The organism is Shinella sp. GW821-FHT11G07, assembly GCF_058808115.1.
Window position 1 is genome coordinate 74,818 of record NZ_JBXARJ010000003.1, and the last position, 17,888, is coordinate 92,705.

The following is a 17,888-nucleotide window of genomic DNA, read 5'->3' on the forward strand; positions in this document are numbered from 1 at the left end:
GCCATTGAGGCGTAGAAAGTCGGGTACTTTTACTGTGAAAGCAATGACTACCTCTGGGCTGCGGCAAACTACCGGAACGCCCCCACACACTCCTGCAGATCGTCCAGCATCGCGCTTGAACCCTTGAGGCTGGTGCTGATGTCGCCGATACGAATGTGGTTTCCGCGTTTCAGGGCGTCGATCACCGAGCGGTCGCGGCCGAGGTCGTAGGCGATTTCCTGGCCGCCATAGGCCTTGCCGTGGATGTCGTAGCCCTGGCCGTCGTCGATCCAGTACTTCGCGTCATTCGTATAGTCGTTGCCGTAGTCGTAACCCTTGTCCTGGAAGCCGAAGGTCACGTGGCCGTCGTCGTACCAGCGGAAGGCGGCATAGCGGTCGCCATCGCCACGACGGGTGGCGCGGCAGTTGAGGAAGCGGTCGCCGGAAAAATCCGCGACGATGTCCCAGCCGCCGACCGAGCGCGACGAACGGTACGGGTCGGCATCCGAGCCGTAGCCGCTGTCATGGCTCGACGAAGCGGTGTCGGAATAGCCATCCGTTTTCGTCTCATGGCTCGCGCTGTCGTTCGAAGCGTGTTCGTCGCTCGGGAAATCGCGCAGGGCATCGCGGTATTTATCGTAGAAGCCGAGGCGGCGCACGTCGACGAATTCGAACTCGTAATCCTCCAGCGAACGCCCGCTGTTGTCGCGGAAGCGCACCAGGCCGCGGAAGCGCAGGCAGCCGTCGCCGCACGCGACCTCGTCGACATATTCGCGGGCATTGTCGTCCGGCGTCTTCACCGCGATGCCGAGGCCGTGGCGGCGCTCGTCATTGATGGCGCGGAACATCAGCGACTGGGCGTAGCCGCGGCGATCCTCGTCGAAATAGTCGTAGATCGCGCGCTCCTCGCTCGGGCTCAGGTCGTCCTGGCTGGCGACATAGATGCGGCGCTCGGGAATGCTTGCCGAGGTGATGATGTTGCGCAGGCGCTCATGCGAATAGACGGTCGAGAAATAGGAGATGTAGTCGCAGCTTTCCGGCGGATACCAGAAGCTGAAATCGACGAGCACGAGCTGGCCGTCCTTGTAGAGATCGGAAAGGCGGCGGTCGCTCTTGCTGCCGCCGAAGGTCAGGCGACCGCAGGGATCATGGCGATCGTTGGCGATGCTGAGATAGGGCAGGTTGCCCGTGTCTTCGTGGTCGCCCTCGAAACGCTTGCCGAGCAGATCGATCTTGCGCTGCGCGATATAGGCGAAGATACCCTCCGGATAGCGGCTGAGATAGCGGTCATAGGCTTCGCGATTGTCGGCGAGCGAGGCGAATTCGTAGAAGGCGATTTCCGCCGGATCAACCTTGTCGTCCTTGGGGCTGAGCGCGAACTTGCCGTAGTCGGCATCGCTCTGCCAGGTTTCCTGCTTGCCCTTGCTGCGCTCCTTGACGATCTCGCCCACCTTGCGGAAGGCGTCCTCCAGCACGATGCCGGGAATGCTGATCGCGTCGACGAAGGCGGACGCGAAGGGGCTGATCGGCGTGCCCTCGTAGTCGTAGGCCGTGCCCGGCGCCGACGCATAGGCATAATGGATGCCCTCGGCATTCTTCGGCTCGGCAAGGCCATCCGGGATGTCACGCAGCGTGAGGAACGGGTTTTCGTGGGCCGCGTCGAACAGCACGACCTTGAGGCCGGTACCGAGCTTGCGCAGGGTTTCCGTGACCTCGGAGACGGCAAGCGAGCGATTGCGCAGGCCGGTCAGCGTGCGGCCCGATGCATCGGTCGGCAGGAGAAAGTTGTCGCCGCCGATCTGCACGGCATAGCCGGAGAAATAGACGAAGAGCACCGGGTTCTCCGCCTTTTCCGCCACGCGGGTAAAATTGTTGAGGGCTGACAGCATGCCGAGATGGTCGACATCGGTGGCGCGCGTCACGGAAAAATTGACCCGCTCCAGCGCCTCGCCGACCAAGTCGATATCGTTCAGCGGGTTTTCCAGCGGTTCTGCATCCTCGTATTCGGCATTGCCGATGAGGAGCGCATAGCGTTCGGCGGCGAAGGCCGCGGGTGCTGCGAAAAAGAGAAGACAGGCGGCGAGCGCCCCGATCATCCGATGGACATTCCGCTGCACGATACCCTCCCAAGGAAACGATCGAGGCCCGCCGGCATGGCCGGCAACCGGAAATTCACGCACGCATTTCTGCTGAGAAAGGGACGGACGAAACCGTTCGCTTATTCAGAAGGTTATGAAATTCCATCTTCATTCACCCTGCAAGAGCCAAACGGGGACAAAAGCGGGAAAGGTTTTGTTCAGCCGCCGCTGCTAGCGTCACCGCGCAGGAAAACGGATGGGCAATAGCTATGGAGGGGACCGGCACGGCTGATGACGCCGCGGTGCAGCATCACGTGCTGCGCGATCGCTCCGCCATGCACGCCGTGGCGGCAGACTGGCGCGCGCTCGATGCCCGCGCCGCCGATCCGCTCGCCTATTTCCAGAGTTTCGACTGGTGTCAGCGCTGGCTCGACGTCGTTGCCGACGCGCGCTGCCGGCCAGAAATCCATGTGCTGCGGCAGGGCGGAAACCTCGTTGCCGTGTGGCCGCTGATGCTGTCCGGCACGGCGGTGAAACGGCTCGAACCGCTCGGCTGGCCGCACAGCCAATATGCCAATCTGTTGATCGATCCGGCCTTCGACGGCCGGGAGGCCGCGCGCCGACTGCTCGGGGGCCTTGCGCGCACAAAACATGACGTCGCCGTGATGGAAAGCGTGCCGGTGGGCTCCGCCCTCGCCGCGCTGTTTCAGGACACGTCGCCGCTGTCCGGTCGCGGCAACAGTGCGGCCATGCTGGACCTTTCCGTCTTCGCCTCCCCCGATGCCTATGCGGCCGCGCTCAGCAAGACCCAGCGGCGCAACCGCAACCGCCGGCGCAATGCGCTTTCGCGGAATGGCCCGCTGTCGTTTTGCGTGCTCTTTCCCGGCGAGGACGGTTTTGCGGACGCGATCGCAACGTGCCTCGACTTCAAGCGCAGATGGCTGCGCGAAACCGGCCGGCGCAGCACAGGCTTCGCCTTCGCGGGCTTTGACGACTTCCTGGCCAGCCTTCCCGGCAGGCGGGACGACCTGTCCGGCGCCTGCCTTTCCGTGCTCAAGGCCGGCGACCGGCTCATCGCGGGCGAACTTGGATTCCTGCACCACGGCCACTACCACGCCTATCTCGGCGCCTTCGACTGGGACCTGCGCGATGCCTCGCCCGGCAAGGCACAGATGGACATGACCGTTTGTTGGCTGATCGAACAGGGCGTGAAGACCTACGACCTGCTCGGCCACCCCGCCGACTACAAGGAGAGCTGGAGCAACCGCACGCTGGGCCTTTCGGCCTATGCGCTTCCCGTCACGCTGGCCGGGCGGGCGTATGCGGGCCTCTGGACGGCGCGGCTTCGTCCCGGCCTGAAGCAGATCTACGAGCGCCTACCCCACCAGCTACGCCGCCTCGCCCGGTTCGGCCAGAGTTTCGCGCTTTTCCTGATGATCGCCTGAAGCGCCTTTCGTTTGCCGGCCCGAGACCCTATCTTTAGGGCAGAGAGCAAGGACTGATGATCATGAGCAGCGCGACGACGGCAGCCGCGGGCACGGCCCGCACCATCCCCTTCGACAACAGCTATGCGCGGCTGCCCGATATTTTCTTCGCGCCGGTCGATCCGACACCGGTGGAAGCGCCGCGGCTGATCGCCTTCAACCGGGCACTCGCCGAAGAGCTTGGCCTCGATGCCGACATGCTGGAGCGGCATGGCGCCGGCTATTTCTCCGGCAACGTGACCCTGCCCGGGTCGCTGCCGCTCGCCATGGCCTATGCCGGCCACCAGTTCGGCCAGTTCGTGCCGCGGCTCGGCGACGGGCGTGCCATCCTGCTGGGCGAAGTGATCGACCGCAACGGCAAGCGCCGCGACATCCAGCTGAAGGGTGCCGGCCAGACGCCCTATTCGCGGCGCGGCGACGGGCGGGCAGCGCTCGGGCCGGTGCTGCGCGAATACATCATCAGCGAAGCCATGCATGCGCTCGGCATCCCGACCACGCGGGCGTTGGCCGCCGTCACCACCGGCCAGCCGGTCTATCGCGACCGGGTGCTGCCCGGCGCCGTCTTCACCCGCGTTGCCGCAAGCCACATCCGCGTCGGTACCTTCCAGTTCTTTGCCGCACGCGGCGAGACGGAGAACGTGCGCGTGCTGGCCGATCACGTCATCGAGCGGCACTATCCGGAGCTGAGCGGCGTCGAAAACCCCTATCTCGCGCTGCTCGACGCGGTGGCCGACCGGCAGGCCTCGCTGATCGCCCGATGGCTCGGCGTCGGCTTCATCCACGGCGTGATGAACACCGACAACATGACGATCTCAGGTGAGACGATCGACTTCGGCCCCTGCGCCTTCATGGACCGCTACGACCCGCGCACCGTCTTTTCCTCGATCGACCAGAACGGCCGCTACGCCTTCGGCAACCAGCCGATGATCGGCCAGTGGAACATCGCCCGGCTCGCCGAGGCGATGCTTGCCATTCTCGACGAGGACCAGGACAAGGCGGTTGAGGCTGCGAACGCGGCCGTCGGCCGCTTCATGGAGCAGTTCCAGGACCACTGGAAGGCCGTCATCCGCGCCAAGCTCGGCCTCGGCGAGGACGAAGACGACGGCGACCAGACGCTGATCCGCGACCTGCTGGTGACGCTCTACGAGCAGAAGGCCGATTATACGCTCGCCTTCCGCCGGCTCTCGGATTCGGCCGAAAACAGCGAGGCGGATGCAGCACTCGGCCGCCTCCTCGAAAACCCGGATGCCCTCACACCCTGGCTTGCTGCCTGGCGCGAGCGGCTGGCGCAGGACGCCACGCCGCCACGGGACCGCGCGGCGGCAATGCGGCGTGTCAATCCGGCGTTCATCCCGCGCAACCACAAGGTCGAAGAGGCTTTGACGGAAGCCATCGACCACGACGATTTCTCGCTGTTTGCGGCGCTGAACGATGTGCTGGCAAAGCCCTACGAGGACCAGCCGGCCTTTGCCGCCTATGCCGAGCCACCCAAGCCCGGCGAAGAAATCACAGCGACATTTTGCGGGACCTGAACCAACTTCAGGCATTGAAGCGTCACGTTTTCGCCCTAATTTCTCCAGCGTCCCTCCTTGAGCCGGACGTCATGCCGGCCCCTCTCCTCCCATCGGGCCGGCATCGCAAACGGAGACCATCATGTTGTTATCCCTTACCGCCGCCCTCATCGCCATCATCGGATTGGTGCTGACGGGCGGAGGCGGCTGGCTGCTGTCGCTCGGCGGCAGCCCCTATTATCTCGTCACGGGCCTTGCCTTCCTCGTCACGGCCATCCTGCTGTTGCGCCGCTCTGCAGCGGCGATCTGGCTCTATGCCCTCATCATTCTCGGCTCGCTCGGCTGGGCGGTCTACGAGGTCGGTTTCGACTGGTGGCAGCTCGGACCGCGCGGCGGCATCATCGTGCTGCTGGGCCTGTGGCTGATGCTGCCGGCGATCCGCCGTCCGCTCGGTTTTGCGAGCCCGACCGGCACGCCCTATCCGGCGTCGGCGCTGCCGCTCGCCATCGCCGTCGTTGTTGCCATCGGTGTCGCCGGCTATTCGCTGACGCAGGATCCGCATGACGTGGCCGGCACGCTGCCGACCGACATCGTCAACGCGACACCGGCTCTCGGCGGCAACGTGCCCGCCGGCGAATGGCACCAGTATGGCCGCACGCAATACGGCCAGCGCTACTCGCCGCTCGACCAGATCAACACGGACAACGTGTCGACGCTGAAGGTCGCCTGGCAGTACCAGACCGGCGACGTGAAGCTGCCCGATGATGTGGGCGAGACCACCTACCAGGTGACGCCGCTGAAGATTGCCGACACGCTCTACATGTGCACGCCGCACAATTGGGCGATCGCGCTCGATGCGGCGACCGGCAAGGAGAAGTGGAAATACGATTCCAACTCCGGCATGAACCCGGATCGCCAGCACCAGACCTGCCGCGGCGTGACCTATTATGCCGATCCGGCCGCGACATCAGGCACGACCTGCGCCACGCGCGTCTACCTGCCGACATCCGACGCCCGCCTGATCGCGTTAGACGCGGCAACCGGCGACGTCTGCACGACCTTCGCGGACAACGGCGTGCTGCACCTCGAAAAGGGCATGCCGTACAACCCGGCGGGCTACTACTATTCCACCTCGCCGCCCGTCATCACCGACGGCAAGATCATTATCGGCGGGGCGGTCAACGACAACTACTCGACGAAGGAACAGTCGGGCGTCATCCGCGCCTTCGACGTCAATTCCGGTGCCCTCCTGTGGAACTGGGATTCCGGCAATCCTGACGTCACCACGCCGCTGCCGGAAGGCCAGGTCTATACGGTCAACTCGCCGAACTCCTGGTCGGTGTTCAGCTATGACGACGCGCTCGGCCTCGTCTATGTGCCGCTTGGCAACCAGGTGCCGGACCAGCTCGGCATGGGCCGCAGCGAGCATGTCGAAAAATACTCGTCGTCCATCGCCGCACTCGACATCAAGACCGGTGCCGTGCGCTGGGTGCGCCAGACCGTGCACCATGACCTGTGGGACATGGACGTGCCGGCCCAGCCGGCGCTGATCGACATCACGAAGGACGGCGCCACCATTCCCGCGCTTGTCGGCCCGACCAAGCAGGGCGACATCTACGTGCTCGACCGGCGCACCGGCGAGCCGATCATTCCGGTCAAGGAGATACCGGCACCGACCGGGGCGATCCCGGAAGACTTCACCGCCCCGACGCAGCCGATATCCGATCTCACCTTCTCGCCTCCGCCACTGACGGAAAAGGACATGTGGGGCGTCACCATGTTCGACCAGCTGGCGTGCCGCATCGACTTCCTGTCGATGAAGTACGAGGGCCGCTATACGCCGCCGTCGCTGCAAGGCACGATCGTCTATCCGGGCAATTTCGGCACGTTCAACTGGGGCTCGGTCGCGGTCGATCCCGAACGGCAGTTGATGTTCGGCATGCCGACCTACCTCGCCTTCACCTCCCGCCTCGTGCCGCGTGACCAGATCCCGCCGAAGGGGCAGGACGAGAAGGGCTCCGAACAGGGCCTCAACCGCAATGACGGCGCACCCTACGGCGTCTTCATGGGTCCCTTCCTCGGGCCGCTCGGCATTCCCTGCCAGGCGCCGCCATGGGGCTATGTCGCGGGTGCAGATCTTGCGACCGGCAAGATCGCCTACAAGCACAAGAACGGCACGGTCATGGACATGACGCCGCTGCCGTTGCCCTTCAAGGTCGGCGTGCCCGGCATCGGCGGGCCGATCATCACCAAGGGCGGCGTCGCCTTCCTCGGTGCGGCGGTGGACAACTACATCCGCGCCTATGACGTGACGAGCGGCCGCCAGCTCTGGGAAGGCCGCCTGCCCGCCGGTGGACAGGCAACGCCGATGACCTACACGGCTGGCGACAAGCAATACGTACTGATCGTCGCCGGCGGCCACGGCTCCGTCGGCACCAAGCCCGGCGACTACGTCATCGCCTATACGCTGCCGTAAGGGCGCCACAGGGCGAGAAGCCGGCGCGGGCAATATCCCGTGCCGGCTTTTTCTGCGCCACGTCCCCTAGATCTCATAAGGCTCGCTCGACATTGGCCGGGTTCACGGCTTGCCTCGCCGGCATGCCCCTCCCATTATGCCCCTCTCCAGATCCTCCCCGGGAGATTCGCCATGAAGGACGACTGGCGGCTGATCGCCGCGCCGGTGAAGCATATTCTTGCCGACTACTGGCGCGCCTCGCGTGGCCTGCTGGCGCTGGTGGCCGCGATCGTGTTCCTGTCCGCGATTGCGTCGGTCGCAGCACCCTACCTGTTCTCACGCCTCATCGACCAGCTGACCGCCGACCGCTTCGCCGAGACGCTGGCGCTTGGCTTCGTCGTCTATGCTCTCCTCATCGGCGCGGCCGCAGCACTTCAGTACATGGTGCAGTACCTCTCCTACATGAGCGCGGAGAACCTCAGCTTCATTGCCGGCACCAGCCTGTTTGCGCGGCTGCTGAAGAAGCGCGCCGCCTTCTTCGTCGAGCACAACCCGGCCGAAATCGAAAGCGCCGGCCAGCGTGGACAGGGCGCGATGATGACGCTCGTGCAGCTTGCACTCATCGTCTTCATTCCGGGCACCACACAGATCGCGCTGGCGCTCGGCATGCTGGGCGCGACGATCAATCTCGAGATCGTGCTGATCGTGCTCGCCTATGGCTGCGGCTTCATCGCGCTGACGGCTATCGCCAACCACCGTACGCGCCGCTTTCTCGACGCCGCGATCGCCGCCGGCCAGGAGAACGCCAAATTCGTCGGCAACGCCATGACCGCCATGGAGACGCTGCGCCATTTCGGCAGCCATGGCTGGATGCAGGCGCGGTTTGCCGAAAAGGCGGGCGAAGAGCGCGATAACTGGGCCGCCTTCTGCCGCCGCCGCATCGGCTATTCCTCGGTGCTCGGCGCGGGGCTCGCCTTTCAGTTCGCCGTCACCTTCCTGCTGATCCTGCCGCGCTACCGGGCCGGCGACCTCAGCGTCGGCGACGTCGTGCTGTTCAACACCCTGCTCCTGCAACTGAACCAGCCCTTCGAAATGATCGGCCATGCGCTGGACGACGTGGTGCGCGCCCGCGCCTCGCTGCTGCCGCTCGCCCGCATCTGGGCCGCTCCCGAGGAAGCGGATGGCACGACCACCGGCGGGTTCGCCCCTGCGGCGGGCCGGCTTGCCTTCGAGGGCGTCTCCTATGTCCATGAAAACGGCCGCGGTGTGAACGATGTGAGCCTTGCTGCCGCGCGCGGGTGCATCACCTATCTCGTCGGCGAAACCGGTTCCGGCAAATCGACGCTGCTGCGGCTGGCGCTGAAATCGATCACCCCCGCTTCCGGCCGGATCAGCGTGGACGGCGTCGATCTCGACACCGTCTCGCAGCGGGACTGGTACGGCGCCGTCGGCATCGTGCCGCAGGAGGCGGTGCTGCTTAACGACACGCTCGCCGTCAACATCGCGCTCGGCCGCGCGATGGACCCCGAACGGCTGCGGCGGGCCGCCGAGAAGGCCGCGATCCGTCCCTTCATCGACGGGCTGCCGGAGGGGTTCGAGACGAAGGTGGGCGAACGCGGCATGAAGCTTTCCGGCGGGGAACGGCAGCGCATCGCGATTGCCCGCGCGCTTTATGCCGATCCGCAGTTCCTCTTCCTCGACGAGGCCAGTTCGGCGCTGGACGAAGCCACCGAGGCGGAGATCATGCAGCATATCCGCGGCCTTGCCGGCGACGTGACGATCCTTGCCGTCACCCATCGCACAAGCGTCATCGCGCCCGCCGATCACGTCGTTCGCCTCGGGTCCGGCCGCGTCGAAAGCGACGCATAGGCTGCCGCAAGTCTCGCAAAAGCTGCATATCCTAAAGGTTCCCTCAAAGTCATTTTGAGGGAGCCTTTTTCATGAAGATCGATGGCAGCATGCTTCCCAACTACACGCTCGGCAAGCCGCGCACGACCAGCGACGAGAGCCTCTACAGCAGTGGCGGCGGCGGTTCGAGCGCCCGCAACATCCCGACCGTCGCGCCGACGAGCGGAATGCCGTCCGGCCTTGCCAATGCGCTGTGGATGACCAGCGCGAAGCTCGACAAGGCGCAGGACGAAAGCGACAGCCTGCTCGCCGAATTCATGGAGCTTTCCAAGATGACGCCGGTCGAGCGCCTGCGCAAGGAGCTGCTCGACGGCATGGGGCTGACCGAGGAAAGCCTCGCCGCGATGCCGCCGGAAGAGCGTTCGGCCATCGAGGAAGAGATCCGCCGCGCCATCAAGGAACAGCTCGGCGTCGACCAGACACAGCAGGCAGGCACGGCGGAAGGGCAACCTGTCGCCGGCACGACGGAGGCGGAGGCGTAACCGCCTTCGCTTTCATCCCTTCCCTTCGGATAGAAATCCGATTGACAAACGTCGCGATTTCGAGAATATCGCGACCATGATCAAGAGCACGCACATCGCCGCAACGTATTTTTGGCTGTTCCGATAGGAGCGGCTGTTTGATCATGTCAACAAGCCGCCATCAGGCGGCTTTGTTGTTTTAGGGCACCTGATGGCAGAAAACCCAAGGAGCCCGAAATGCACACTACCGTCATCAAGCTTGAACCGCCCGCTCTCGAACGCCCGCCGATGCTGACCATTCGCGCCGCGCGCCCGGGCGACCTGCAGCAGATCCTCGACATGATCACACTGCTGGCCGAATGCCACGGCGACATCGCAAAAATCGCCGCCGTCGATCTCGACCGCGACCTGTTCGGCGCCAATCCCTGGATCACCGCACTCGTTGCCGAAGCGAACGGCCGGCTGATCGGCTACGCCCTGCTCGTGCCGACCTATCGGGCAACGGAAGGCCTGCGCGGCATGGACCTGCACCACCTGTTCGTGCGCGCCGACCACCGCGCCCACGGCATAGGCCGCCACCTCGTTTCGCGCGCCCGTGAACACGCCCGCATCGCCGGCTGCGGCTACCTGTCGGTCAGCGCAGCCACCGGCAATTTCGGCGCCCACCGCTTCTACGAACAGATGAACTTCCGGGCTGGTCCCGTCACGGGCATGCGCTACGTTCACGCCCTGGGCTGACACGCCGAATCAAGGAGGACACCGACATGGCGAAGCGACTGGCCATCGTGCTGACCGAGGGTTATGCCGACTGGGAATGTGGGCTGCTGATGGCGACCGCGCGCCACGAATGCGGCGCGCAAACCGTCATCCTGACCCCGGCTGGCCAGGACGTCACCTCGCTTGGCGGCGTCTCCATCAGGTCCGCCGGCAAGGCAGAGGATGCCGCCCCCGCCGATTACGACGTGCTGGTGCTCTGCGGCGGCACGATCTGGCAATCCGATGACGTGCCCGACCTTTCGGCTCCGGTCGGGCGTTTCATCGCGGCCGGCAAACCGGTCGCCGGCATCTGCGACGCCACGCTCGCACTCGGCCGCCTCGGCCTGCTCGATACCCGCGCCCATACCGGCAACTATGCCAGCCAGCTCAAGGACGTCGTACCCACCTACCGCGGGGCCGAACTCTACCGCAACCAGCCGCAGGCCGTCAGCGACCAGGGCGTCATCACCGCGTCAGGTGCGGCACCGGTGTCGTTTGCATGGGAAATCCTGGATGCGATCGGGCTGGGTTCAGCGGAGCTTTCCGACTATCTCGGCATGTATGGTGACGAGCACCGCAAGGTGGGTGGCTGACGACCGGGCAAACGGCGGATCTGGCGTAGTTGGGCGTATCCATCCTTAGAAAAAATGGTTGGCTTAGCGCCACAAGCGGCCATCGGCCAACGGCTGCAAAAGCCGATTTACGCCTATGTTACCGTTACGTACTTGCTACCGACATGGTTGGCGTGCGGGAGTGCGCTTGCTGATGCTCGTCGGGAAGAGTCCTCGATAACAACTTCGCAACAACGGTTCATCTTTTCATCAGCGACCGCGCCTCCACCATTCGCGTTGGCTCACGCCGAGCTTGGTTGCGGCAGCATATAAAAGCAGATGGAGGTTGGAATGCGAAAAATAGTTAGTGCATTTGCAACATCACTTCTCATCGCAACTTTTCCGACAGGAAGCTTTGCGCAGCAAGTACGCCAGCCCGAGGCCGCGTCCGAAATCAATGGGACGCCGTCCGGCACGATCATGACCAAGGAATATGTTCGCACGATGGGCCGAATGGCCTACCTCTGGGGTTGGCCGCTCGTCAACAATCTCAATCGCTCGATTGCCGTTTCCAAACTGCCGGAGCCCGGCCGCATCGAAGGTATCATCCCTGCCGCTCCGACGGGCTACATATCGATGCTGACGGACTATATCGATTCCGGCGAACACTTCGTCACATGCCCCAATCAGGACACCGTGTACGGAGCGGGCTATCAACGCGTCAGCAAACAGCCCGTGATTGTCCAGGTTCCAGACTTTGGTGACAGATTTTACACCTACCAGATCGTGGATGCGCGCACGAACACCTTCGCGCAGATCGGCAAGCAATACGGTACGAAACCCGGCCTTTACCTGATTGTAGGGCCCGACTGGAAGGGTGAAGTGCCCGCAGGAGTGAACGCCGTCATCCGATCCCCAACCGATCTGACGATCATCCTGCCCCGCGTCTTCCAGGACGATACCCCGGACGACAAGAAGGCCGTGCAGCCCTTGATTAGCCAGATGATGGTCTATCCGCTCACTGAGTTCGACGGTAAAATGAAAACCCGTGATTGGACCAAGTTCAAAAGCTTCCCATCTCCCGCCGGTAAAAGCGTCGGCGAGACGAAATGGGTCATTCCGGAAAAGTTCTTTGACGAGTTGCCAATTGTCATGAAGGAGGTCCCGCCTCTCCCCGGCGAAGAGGCGCTGTACGCCTCGTTCCAGTCGTTGACCGATGCGGCCGCAAAAGACCCCGCAATCAGGAAGATGCTCGACGATATCGCGGTCGAAGCGGAAAACGAGCTGATCAAGCCGTTATTCGACTTCCGCAACAATGGCATCCCACTCGGCAACGGCTGGAATTCGCCGTCAAATGGGGCGAGGTGGGGCTATGACTACCTTTCGCGGGCAGCAACTGCTCGCTCGAACATGTACGACAACGCCCCCGAGGAAACTCGCTACATCTACACGGACTTCGACGCAGACCAAAAGCGGCTGAACGGCAAGCAGTCCTACACCGTGACTTTCGCCAAGGGCGAACTTCCCCCCGTCGACGGGTTCTGGTCACTGACCCTCTACAACAAGGAACATCTGTTCGAACCCAACAGTCTCAACCGCTTTTCGCTGGGAACGAAGAGCAAGTCGCTCAAGTACAATACCGACGGCTCGCTGACCCTGCACTTTCAACATGCTTCACCCGGCAAGGACTTGGAAGCCAACTGGGTACCAGCGCCCGAGGATGAGTTCTCTCTCTACATCAGAACCTATTGGCCGAAGCAGGCTGTGCTGGATGGTAGCTGGATTCCGCCAAAGGTCGAGCGCGTGAAATAGCCGCTGAAACAGCCCCATGCATTTGACGCGAAAGGAACCTGGAATGTTTGCCAGAACGTCTAGTCCTACCCGCCGGCTCGCAACAGTTGCAGTGATGACGATCGCTTTGCTTGTTGGCCCGCTTGTGACCTTCGCCGCCACCGCTACCAAGCCCGATGACCGTACGATCAAAGAAGCCTACGTGTACCTTCTCGGCCGCGCCCTGGTCATTCGCCAGGAAACCAACGATCTGAAAGAGAAGGGGATTGCGTACAATCATATCAAGTACAATCCGCTTGGCAGCGCAGACTTTGTAAATCCCAACTTTGATGTCGCCTATCTTGAGGCGTGGTTTGCCGTCGACGACCAGTCAGCCGTGATCCTTGAAGTCCCAGAGATAAAGGACCGCTACTACACCGCGCAAATTCTCGACGAGTGGGGCGAAGTAATCGTCAACATCAACGAGCGATCCTTTCCATCGAAACCTTTCGGAAAGTTCGCACTTCTGAAGCCTGGGGCTCAGGTGAAGGTTCCGAATGATGCAACGCCGATCTATCTCCATTCCAGCAAGGCAAAAATGCTGGCGCGAGTCGAACTCAAGGGTGACCCTGACGGAGCCGTTAAATTGCAGAAGGCCTTCAAGGCTTCGGTGATTGGTGAACCAAGTATTGCCAAGCCCGCGCCCATGGCCGCCTTCGATAACAAGAACCTGCTCGGCGCCGAAATCTTTGATGACGTTTCTGCCGTGCTGTCGAGTGCCCTCGATGTCGCTCCCAATGCCGCTGAAATGCAGGGCAAGGTCAGAGCCGTGGCCGAGTATATGGCAACGGGCAAGGAAGCCCGATCGGAAATCGATAACGTCCTGAAGAAGGTTGTGCCGGAATTCCAGGAGTTCGCCTTTACGAAGAGTGCGCCTTACCGCAATCATTGGGTTGGTGGAGCGCAGACTGGTAATTACGGGAAAAACTACTGGCTGCGGACCACGGTGGATTATGCGGGGATTTGGGGCAACACAGGCGACGAGGTCATGTATTTCGTGGCCACACGCGATGCTTCCGAGCAGCCCTTAGAAGGCTCGAAGAGCTATGTCATCCATTTCCCGGCTGACAAATTGCCTCAGAACGCCGTGGATTCTTACTGGTCGGTGATCCTGGTCGGAGTGCCGGACTATCGCGTCGTCCCCAACGATCTCAAGCGGTACAACTTCAATACCTATTCTGGCCTCAAGCTAGAAGCCGACGGTTCATTGAAGATCGGTATAGGACCGAAATCCGTCGAGGGTGTGCCAGAAACCAACTGGCTTCCGTCTCCGGAGGGAAAGCCGTTCTCCTTGACGTTTAGAACATATGTCCCGAAGGACATTGTCAAAAAAGGCGAGTGGCAACCCGCACCTGTCACGAAAGCTGAATAGTCGGCCCAATCAATTCATCGCGCCGGCACTGCCTTCAGATACGCCGCGATCGCCTCGCGGTCTTCCTTGGGCAGGCGTGCCATGTTCTTCTGCACCGACACCATGGCGCCGCCGACGCTGTCGAAGTCGGGGGTGAAGCCGGTTTCGAGGTAGCTGACGATGTCGCCGGCGCTCCAGCTGCCGAAGCCGCCTTCGGCCGGGGTGATGTTGGGGACGCGGCCCTCACCTTCGGGGTTTGGTCCGCCCGCCAGCCATTGATCCGTCTTCAGGCCGCCAAGCATGTCGCGCGGCGTGTGGCACTCGCCGCAGTGCCCCGGTCCTTCGACGAGATACTGGCCGCGTTTCACTTGGTCGTCGGCGTTCGCCAGTTCCACGCGCGGAGCGTCGTTGAGATACAGGAACTTCCAGCCGCCGAGCGCCAGGCGGATGTTGAACGGGAACGGCAGGTCATGCTCCGGCGCGACATTCGTGCTTTTCGGCAGCGTCTTCAGATAGGCATAGAGATCGCCCACGTCCTTCACCGTCATGCGCGCATAAGAGGCATAGGGGAAAGACGGGTAGAGATGTTCGCCATTGCGGCCGGTGCCGCGCTTCATCGCATCGCCGAACTCCGCCAGCGTCCAGGCGCCGATGCCGGCCGTCTCGTCGGGCGAAATGTTCGGGGCGTGGAAGGTGCCGAACGGGCTCTTCAGGGCAAGGCCGCCGGCGAGCACCAGCTTCTGGTCGTCCGGCGCGCCCGGCGCGGCATGACAGCTGATACAGCCGCCCGCGTAGAAAATGCGCTCGCCATTGGCTAGGTCCGGCTCGCCCGCCGACGCCCAGACCTCCGCCGGCAGTCGTTCCGGTGCGGTGATGAAGAGAAAGGCGCCTGCGCCGATCGCGCCCAGCACGACGAGGCCGCCGAGGAGTTTCTTGAGTGCCATGAACGTTCCCTCTCGCCAGCCGCGATCGTGTTCCAGCGGCATACTGACGTAAAACCATCGCCCCGGCAGGCTGGGCCGGGACGATGGCGTTTCTTCGAGTGGAGCCGGCCTACCGCTTACTTCTTGACGCGGTAGACCTCATGACAGCCTGCGCAGTTGGGACCGATCACGCCGAGTGCGGCACCGACGGCCGCCTGGTCTGCCGGAAGGCCGGCAAGCACGGTATCCGCATCGGTGCCGAACTTGGCAGCCTTCGCCTTGAAGTCGTCCATCGCTTCCCAGATTTTTGGGCTCGCCTCGGTTTCATGGCCCGTCTCGGAGCCGGCCGGAAACTGGTCCGGGAAAGCCTTTGCGACTTCACTCATCGTCGTCAGCGATGCCTTGACGATCTCCGCATCGTAGGGCTTTTCACCCTTGGCGATGCCGGCAAGCGCACCCATGGCGCCACCGACCTTCTTCATCATGTCCTGACGGACAACCTGCGGCTCATCCGCCGCAACGACAGCGCCTGCGCCAATGGCCGCAAGCGCGACTGCGGCCGCCAAAATCCTGAACTTCATCGAGTTCTCCCGATTGCTGGCGGCCGGTCTTCGCCGCGCCGCCGGTTTACGATGCGGGGCCATGATTGCATTTTGAACGATTCCAGACAGTAAATTCTTTTTGATGGTTTGCGCAGGCCGAGCGTCAAGCGTTCCTTTACTCCGCCGTGACACCTTCCGGGGATCGCCGCCCCGGAGAGCCTGCCCCGCATGCAAAAAGCCGTCGATCCTCTGTGGTGCATCGCGATTGCCGCCGCTCTTGCCGGCGCTGCCTGGATAACAATCGTCGGCCTCCAGCCCGGCCAGTTGACCATGGACTGGACCAACAAGGATTTTGCCAACTACTGGGTTGCTCCCCGGCTCGCATTCGAAGGACGCGTGCTTGAGGTCTTCGCGCCGCACGAGACCTATTTCGCGCATATGCAAGCATTCTTCGGGGCGGATTATCCTTGGCATTCCTGGAGCTATCCGCCGCATTACCTGCTTCTCATGCAGCCGCTCGGACTTCTCCCCTACAAGGTCGCATATCTCGTGTTCCTGTTCGGGACGGCCCTCATCCTGTGTGGCGCGGTGCATATCGCCTGCCGGCGGCCCGGATGGTGGCAACTTGTGCTGTTGCTGCCGGCGGTTCTGACGAACGCCATCACCGCACAGAACGGCTTCCTGCTCGGCGCGTTCATGCTGGCAGGGCTTGCCCTGCGCGACAAACGCCCGGTCATCGCCGGCATCTGCCTGGGGCTATTGACCGTGAAGCCGCAGCTCGGCGTGCTCCTTCCCTTTCTGCTTCTGTATGAACGCCAGTGGCGGGTCATCATCAGCGCCTGCCTCACCACGGCCGTGCTGGTCCTGGTGTCGGCCCTGGTCTACGGGGTGGAGGCATGGGCCGGCTACATCGCCCATGTCGTTCCCTATCAGACCGTCATCATGCGGCAGTTCGAGGGGCTGTTCCTGTATATGATGCCCACGGTGTTCGGATCCGTCCGCAGCCTCGGCGGCGATGCGACGATGGCATTCGCCTTCCATGTTCCGTTCGCCCTGGCGGTGCTGGCGCTCTATGGCTTCAGCCTCCCGCGCCTTGCCGGCGGCCCGGCGCGCGCTGCGAGTACCGTCTTCGCGACGCCGCTCGTCGTGCCCTACCTTCTCAGCTACGACATCGTCGCGCTTGCTGTCGCGGCCGTGCTGTGGGTTGATCACAGCCGGTTTTCACCAGCGCAACGCATCGGGCTGATCGTTCTTGTTTCCATACCGCTGCTGATGCCCATACTGGGCATTGTCGGTTGGCCGATCGCGCCGCTCGTCATTCTGCTGGCATGGCTTGTACTTCTCCACCAGGAGGGCGCCTTGCCGCGTCTTACACGCTCCCCCACCCCTTCCACACCGTAACCACGGCGATCGCCACCAGGAGCACGCCGGCGGCGCGGCCAATGAAGCGGGTGGCGGCGGGGTTGCCGATCAAGGCGTCGCGGCTGCGGGCGGCCGCGAGCGCCAGTCCGCCATAGACGGCGAGCTGGGTTACCCAGATCATCAGCAGCATGACGATCGTCTGGCGCCAGAGCGGGCCGAATTCCGGGCGCAGGAACTGCGGGAAGACGGCGAGCATGAAAAGATAGGCCTTGGGGTTCATCAGGCTCGTCAGCGCGCCCTGGCGGAACCGGGTGACAAGCCCGCGCCGGTCGAGGCTATCGACGGCGTCGACGACGATCGACGAGCGGAAAAGCTGCCAGCCGATATAGGCGACATAGACGGCGCCGAGAACCAGCAGTCCATTGAAGAGTTTGGGCGCGAAATGCAGCAGCATGCCGACGCCAAGTGCTGCATAGAGCGTGTGGATCAGCCCGCCGGCCATGATGCCGAACGTCGCCGAGAGCCCGGCCTTGCGCCCGCCGGAGAGCGAACTCGCCAACACGAAGACCATGTCCATACCCGGCACGATGATGATCCCCGAGACGAGCAGGAAGAAGAGCCAGAGGTTTTCGCTGTAGGTCATGTCAGTTGCCCGTGTCTTTCCTTGCGCCGCAGCCTTATGCCACCTTTTGTTTCA

Annotated in this window: 14 protein-coding genes; 10 read left to right on the plus strand and 4 right to left on the minus strand. The window is 63.1% G+C overall.

Annotated features, from left to right (window positions below):
- Nucleotides 1-68: 68 nt before the first annotated feature.
- Nucleotides 69-2,096, minus strand: a complete 2,028-nt coding sequence (locus tag AC1RT2_RS06725; protein WP_493100534.1) for a caspase family protein — start codon at nt 2,094-2,096, stop codon at nt 69-71.
- Between the two features lie 230 nt (nt 2,097-2,326).
- Here AC1RT2_RS06725 and AC1RT2_RS06730 point away from each other — a divergent pair, with 230 nt between their 5' ends.
- The 9 genes from AC1RT2_RS06730 (at nt 2,327) to AC1RT2_RS06770 (ending at nt 14,385) form a co-directional block, all read left to right on the plus strand.
- Nucleotides 2,327-3,502 (plus strand): GNAT family N-acetyltransferase, encoded by a 1,176-nt coding sequence (locus AC1RT2_RS06730; RefSeq protein WP_493100536.1) that lies wholly within the window; start codon nt 2,327-2,329, stop codon nt 3,500-3,502.
- A gap of 62 nt (nt 3,503-3,564) precedes the next feature.
- The gene (locus AC1RT2_RS06735; RefSeq protein WP_493100538.1) at nt 3,565-5,073 is read left to right on the plus strand and encodes a protein adenylyltransferase SelO; all 1,509 of its coding nucleotides are present in this window, start codon (nt 3,565-3,567) and stop codon (nt 5,071-5,073) included.
- A gap of 121 nt (nt 5,074-5,194) precedes the next feature.
- Nucleotides 5,195-7,528, plus strand: a complete 2,334-nt coding sequence (locus AC1RT2_RS06740) for a glucose/quinate/shikimate family membrane-bound PQQ-dependent dehydrogenase (protein ID WP_493100540.1) — start codon at nt 5,195-5,197, stop codon at nt 7,526-7,528.
- Between the two features lie 171 nt (nt 7,529-7,699).
- Nucleotides 7,700-9,376 carry an ABC transporter ATP-binding protein gene (locus tag AC1RT2_RS06745; protein ID WP_493100545.1) on the plus strand — a complete coding sequence of 559 codons (1,677 nt, stop codon included), beginning with the start codon at nt 7,700-7,702 and terminating at the stop codon, nt 9,374-9,376.
- Between the two features lie 71 nt (nt 9,377-9,447).
- Entirely contained in the window at nt 9,448-9,897 is a 450-nt protein-coding gene (locus AC1RT2_RS06750; RefSeq protein ID WP_493100547.1) for a hypothetical protein, read from the plus strand.
- 216 nt (nt 9,898-10,113) lie between these two features.
- Nucleotides 10,114-10,614, plus strand: a complete 501-nt coding sequence (locus tag AC1RT2_RS06755; RefSeq protein WP_069059447.1) for a GNAT family N-acetyltransferase — start codon at nt 10,114-10,116, stop codon at nt 10,612-10,614.
- Between the two features lie 26 nt (nt 10,615-10,640).
- Nucleotides 10,641-11,225, plus strand: coding sequence for a DJ-1/PfpI family protein (locus AC1RT2_RS06760; RefSeq protein WP_493100549.1), 585 nt, complete (start codon nt 10,641-10,643; stop codon nt 11,223-11,225).
- A gap of 309 nt (nt 11,226-11,534) precedes the next feature.
- Nucleotides 11,535-12,995 carry a DUF1254 domain-containing protein gene (locus AC1RT2_RS06765; RefSeq protein ID WP_493100551.1) on the plus strand — a complete coding sequence of 487 codons (1,461 nt, stop codon included), beginning with the start codon at nt 11,535-11,537 and terminating at the stop codon, nt 12,993-12,995.
- 43 nt (nt 12,996-13,038) lie between these two features.
- Nucleotides 13,039-14,385 carry a DUF1214 domain-containing protein gene (locus AC1RT2_RS06770; RefSeq protein ID WP_493100553.1) on the plus strand — a complete coding sequence of 449 codons (1,347 nt, stop codon included), beginning with the start codon at nt 13,039-13,041 and terminating at the stop codon, nt 14,383-14,385.
- 14 nt (nt 14,386-14,399) lie between these two features.
- Here the strand turns inward: AC1RT2_RS06770 and AC1RT2_RS06775 are convergent, their stop codons facing one another.
- A complete protein-coding gene (locus tag AC1RT2_RS06775; RefSeq protein ID WP_493100555.1) occupies nt 14,400-15,308 on the minus strand; it encodes a c-type cytochrome in 909 nt (302 codons plus the stop codon).
- Between the two features lie 116 nt (nt 15,309-15,424).
- Entirely contained in the window at nt 15,425-15,868 is a 444-nt protein-coding gene (locus tag AC1RT2_RS06780; protein WP_069059450.1) for a c-type cytochrome, read from the minus strand.
- Between the two features lie 189 nt (nt 15,869-16,057).
- Here AC1RT2_RS06780 and AC1RT2_RS06785 point away from each other — a divergent pair, with 189 nt between their 5' ends.
- Nucleotides 16,058-17,230, plus strand: coding sequence for a glycosyltransferase family 87 protein (locus AC1RT2_RS06785; protein WP_493100557.1), 1,173 nt, complete (start codon nt 16,058-16,060; stop codon nt 17,228-17,230).
- Here the strand turns inward: AC1RT2_RS06785 and AC1RT2_RS06790 are convergent.
- Nucleotides 17,199-17,834 carry a LysE family translocator gene (locus AC1RT2_RS06790; RefSeq protein WP_493100559.1) on the minus strand — a complete coding sequence of 212 codons (636 nt, stop codon included), beginning with the start codon at nt 17,832-17,834 and terminating at the stop codon, nt 17,199-17,201. The two genes, AC1RT2_RS06785 and AC1RT2_RS06790, sit on opposite strands and share 32 nt — an antisense overlap.
- Between the last annotated feature and the right edge of the window lie 54 nt (nt 17,835-17,888).

What these genes read in the sequence shown, in the direction of transcription:
- AC1RT2_RS06775 (WP_493100555.1), bottom strand. Translation starts at nt 15,308, where the DNA reads ATGGCACTCAAGAAACTCCTCGGCGGCCTCGTCGTGCTGGGCGCGATC.
- AC1RT2_RS06745 (WP_493100545.1), top strand. Translation starts at nt 7,700, where the DNA reads ATGAAGGACGACTGGCGGCTGATCGCCGCGCCGGTGAAGCATATTCTT.
- AC1RT2_RS06780 (WP_069059450.1), bottom strand. Translation starts at nt 15,868, where the DNA reads ATGAAGTTCAGGATTTTGGCGGCCGCAGTCGCGCTTGCGGCCATTGGC.
- AC1RT2_RS06765 (WP_493100551.1), top strand. Translation starts at nt 11,535, where the DNA reads ATGCGAAAAATAGTTAGTGCATTTGCAACATCACTTCTCATCGCAACT.
- AC1RT2_RS06740 (WP_493100540.1), top strand. Translation starts at nt 5,195, where the DNA reads ATGTTGTTATCCCTTACCGCCGCCCTCATCGCCATCATCGGATTGGTG.
- AC1RT2_RS06735 (WP_493100538.1), top strand. Translation starts at nt 3,565, where the DNA reads ATGAGCAGCGCGACGACGGCAGCCGCGGGCACGGCCCGCACCATCCCC.
- AC1RT2_RS06755 (WP_069059447.1), top strand. Translation starts at nt 10,114, where the DNA reads ATGCACACTACCGTCATCAAGCTTGAACCGCCCGCTCTCGAACGCCCG.
- AC1RT2_RS06790 (WP_493100559.1), bottom strand. Translation starts at nt 17,834, where the DNA reads ATGACCTACAGCGAAAACCTCTGGCTCTTCTTCCTGCTCGTCTCGGGG.
- AC1RT2_RS06770 (WP_493100553.1), top strand. Translation starts at nt 13,039, where the DNA reads ATGTTTGCCAGAACGTCTAGTCCTACCCGCCGGCTCGCAACAGTTGCA.
- AC1RT2_RS06730 (WP_493100536.1), top strand. Translation starts at nt 2,327, where the DNA reads ATGGAGGGGACCGGCACGGCTGATGACGCCGCGGTGCAGCATCACGTG.
- AC1RT2_RS06785 (WP_493100557.1), top strand. Translation starts at nt 16,058, where the DNA reads ATGCAAAAAGCCGTCGATCCTCTGTGGTGCATCGCGATTGCCGCCGCT.
- AC1RT2_RS06760 (WP_493100549.1), top strand. Translation starts at nt 10,641, where the DNA reads ATGGCGAAGCGACTGGCCATCGTGCTGACCGAGGGTTATGCCGACTGG.
- AC1RT2_RS06750 (WP_493100547.1), top strand. Translation starts at nt 9,448, where the DNA reads ATGAAGATCGATGGCAGCATGCTTCCCAACTACACGCTCGGCAAGCCG.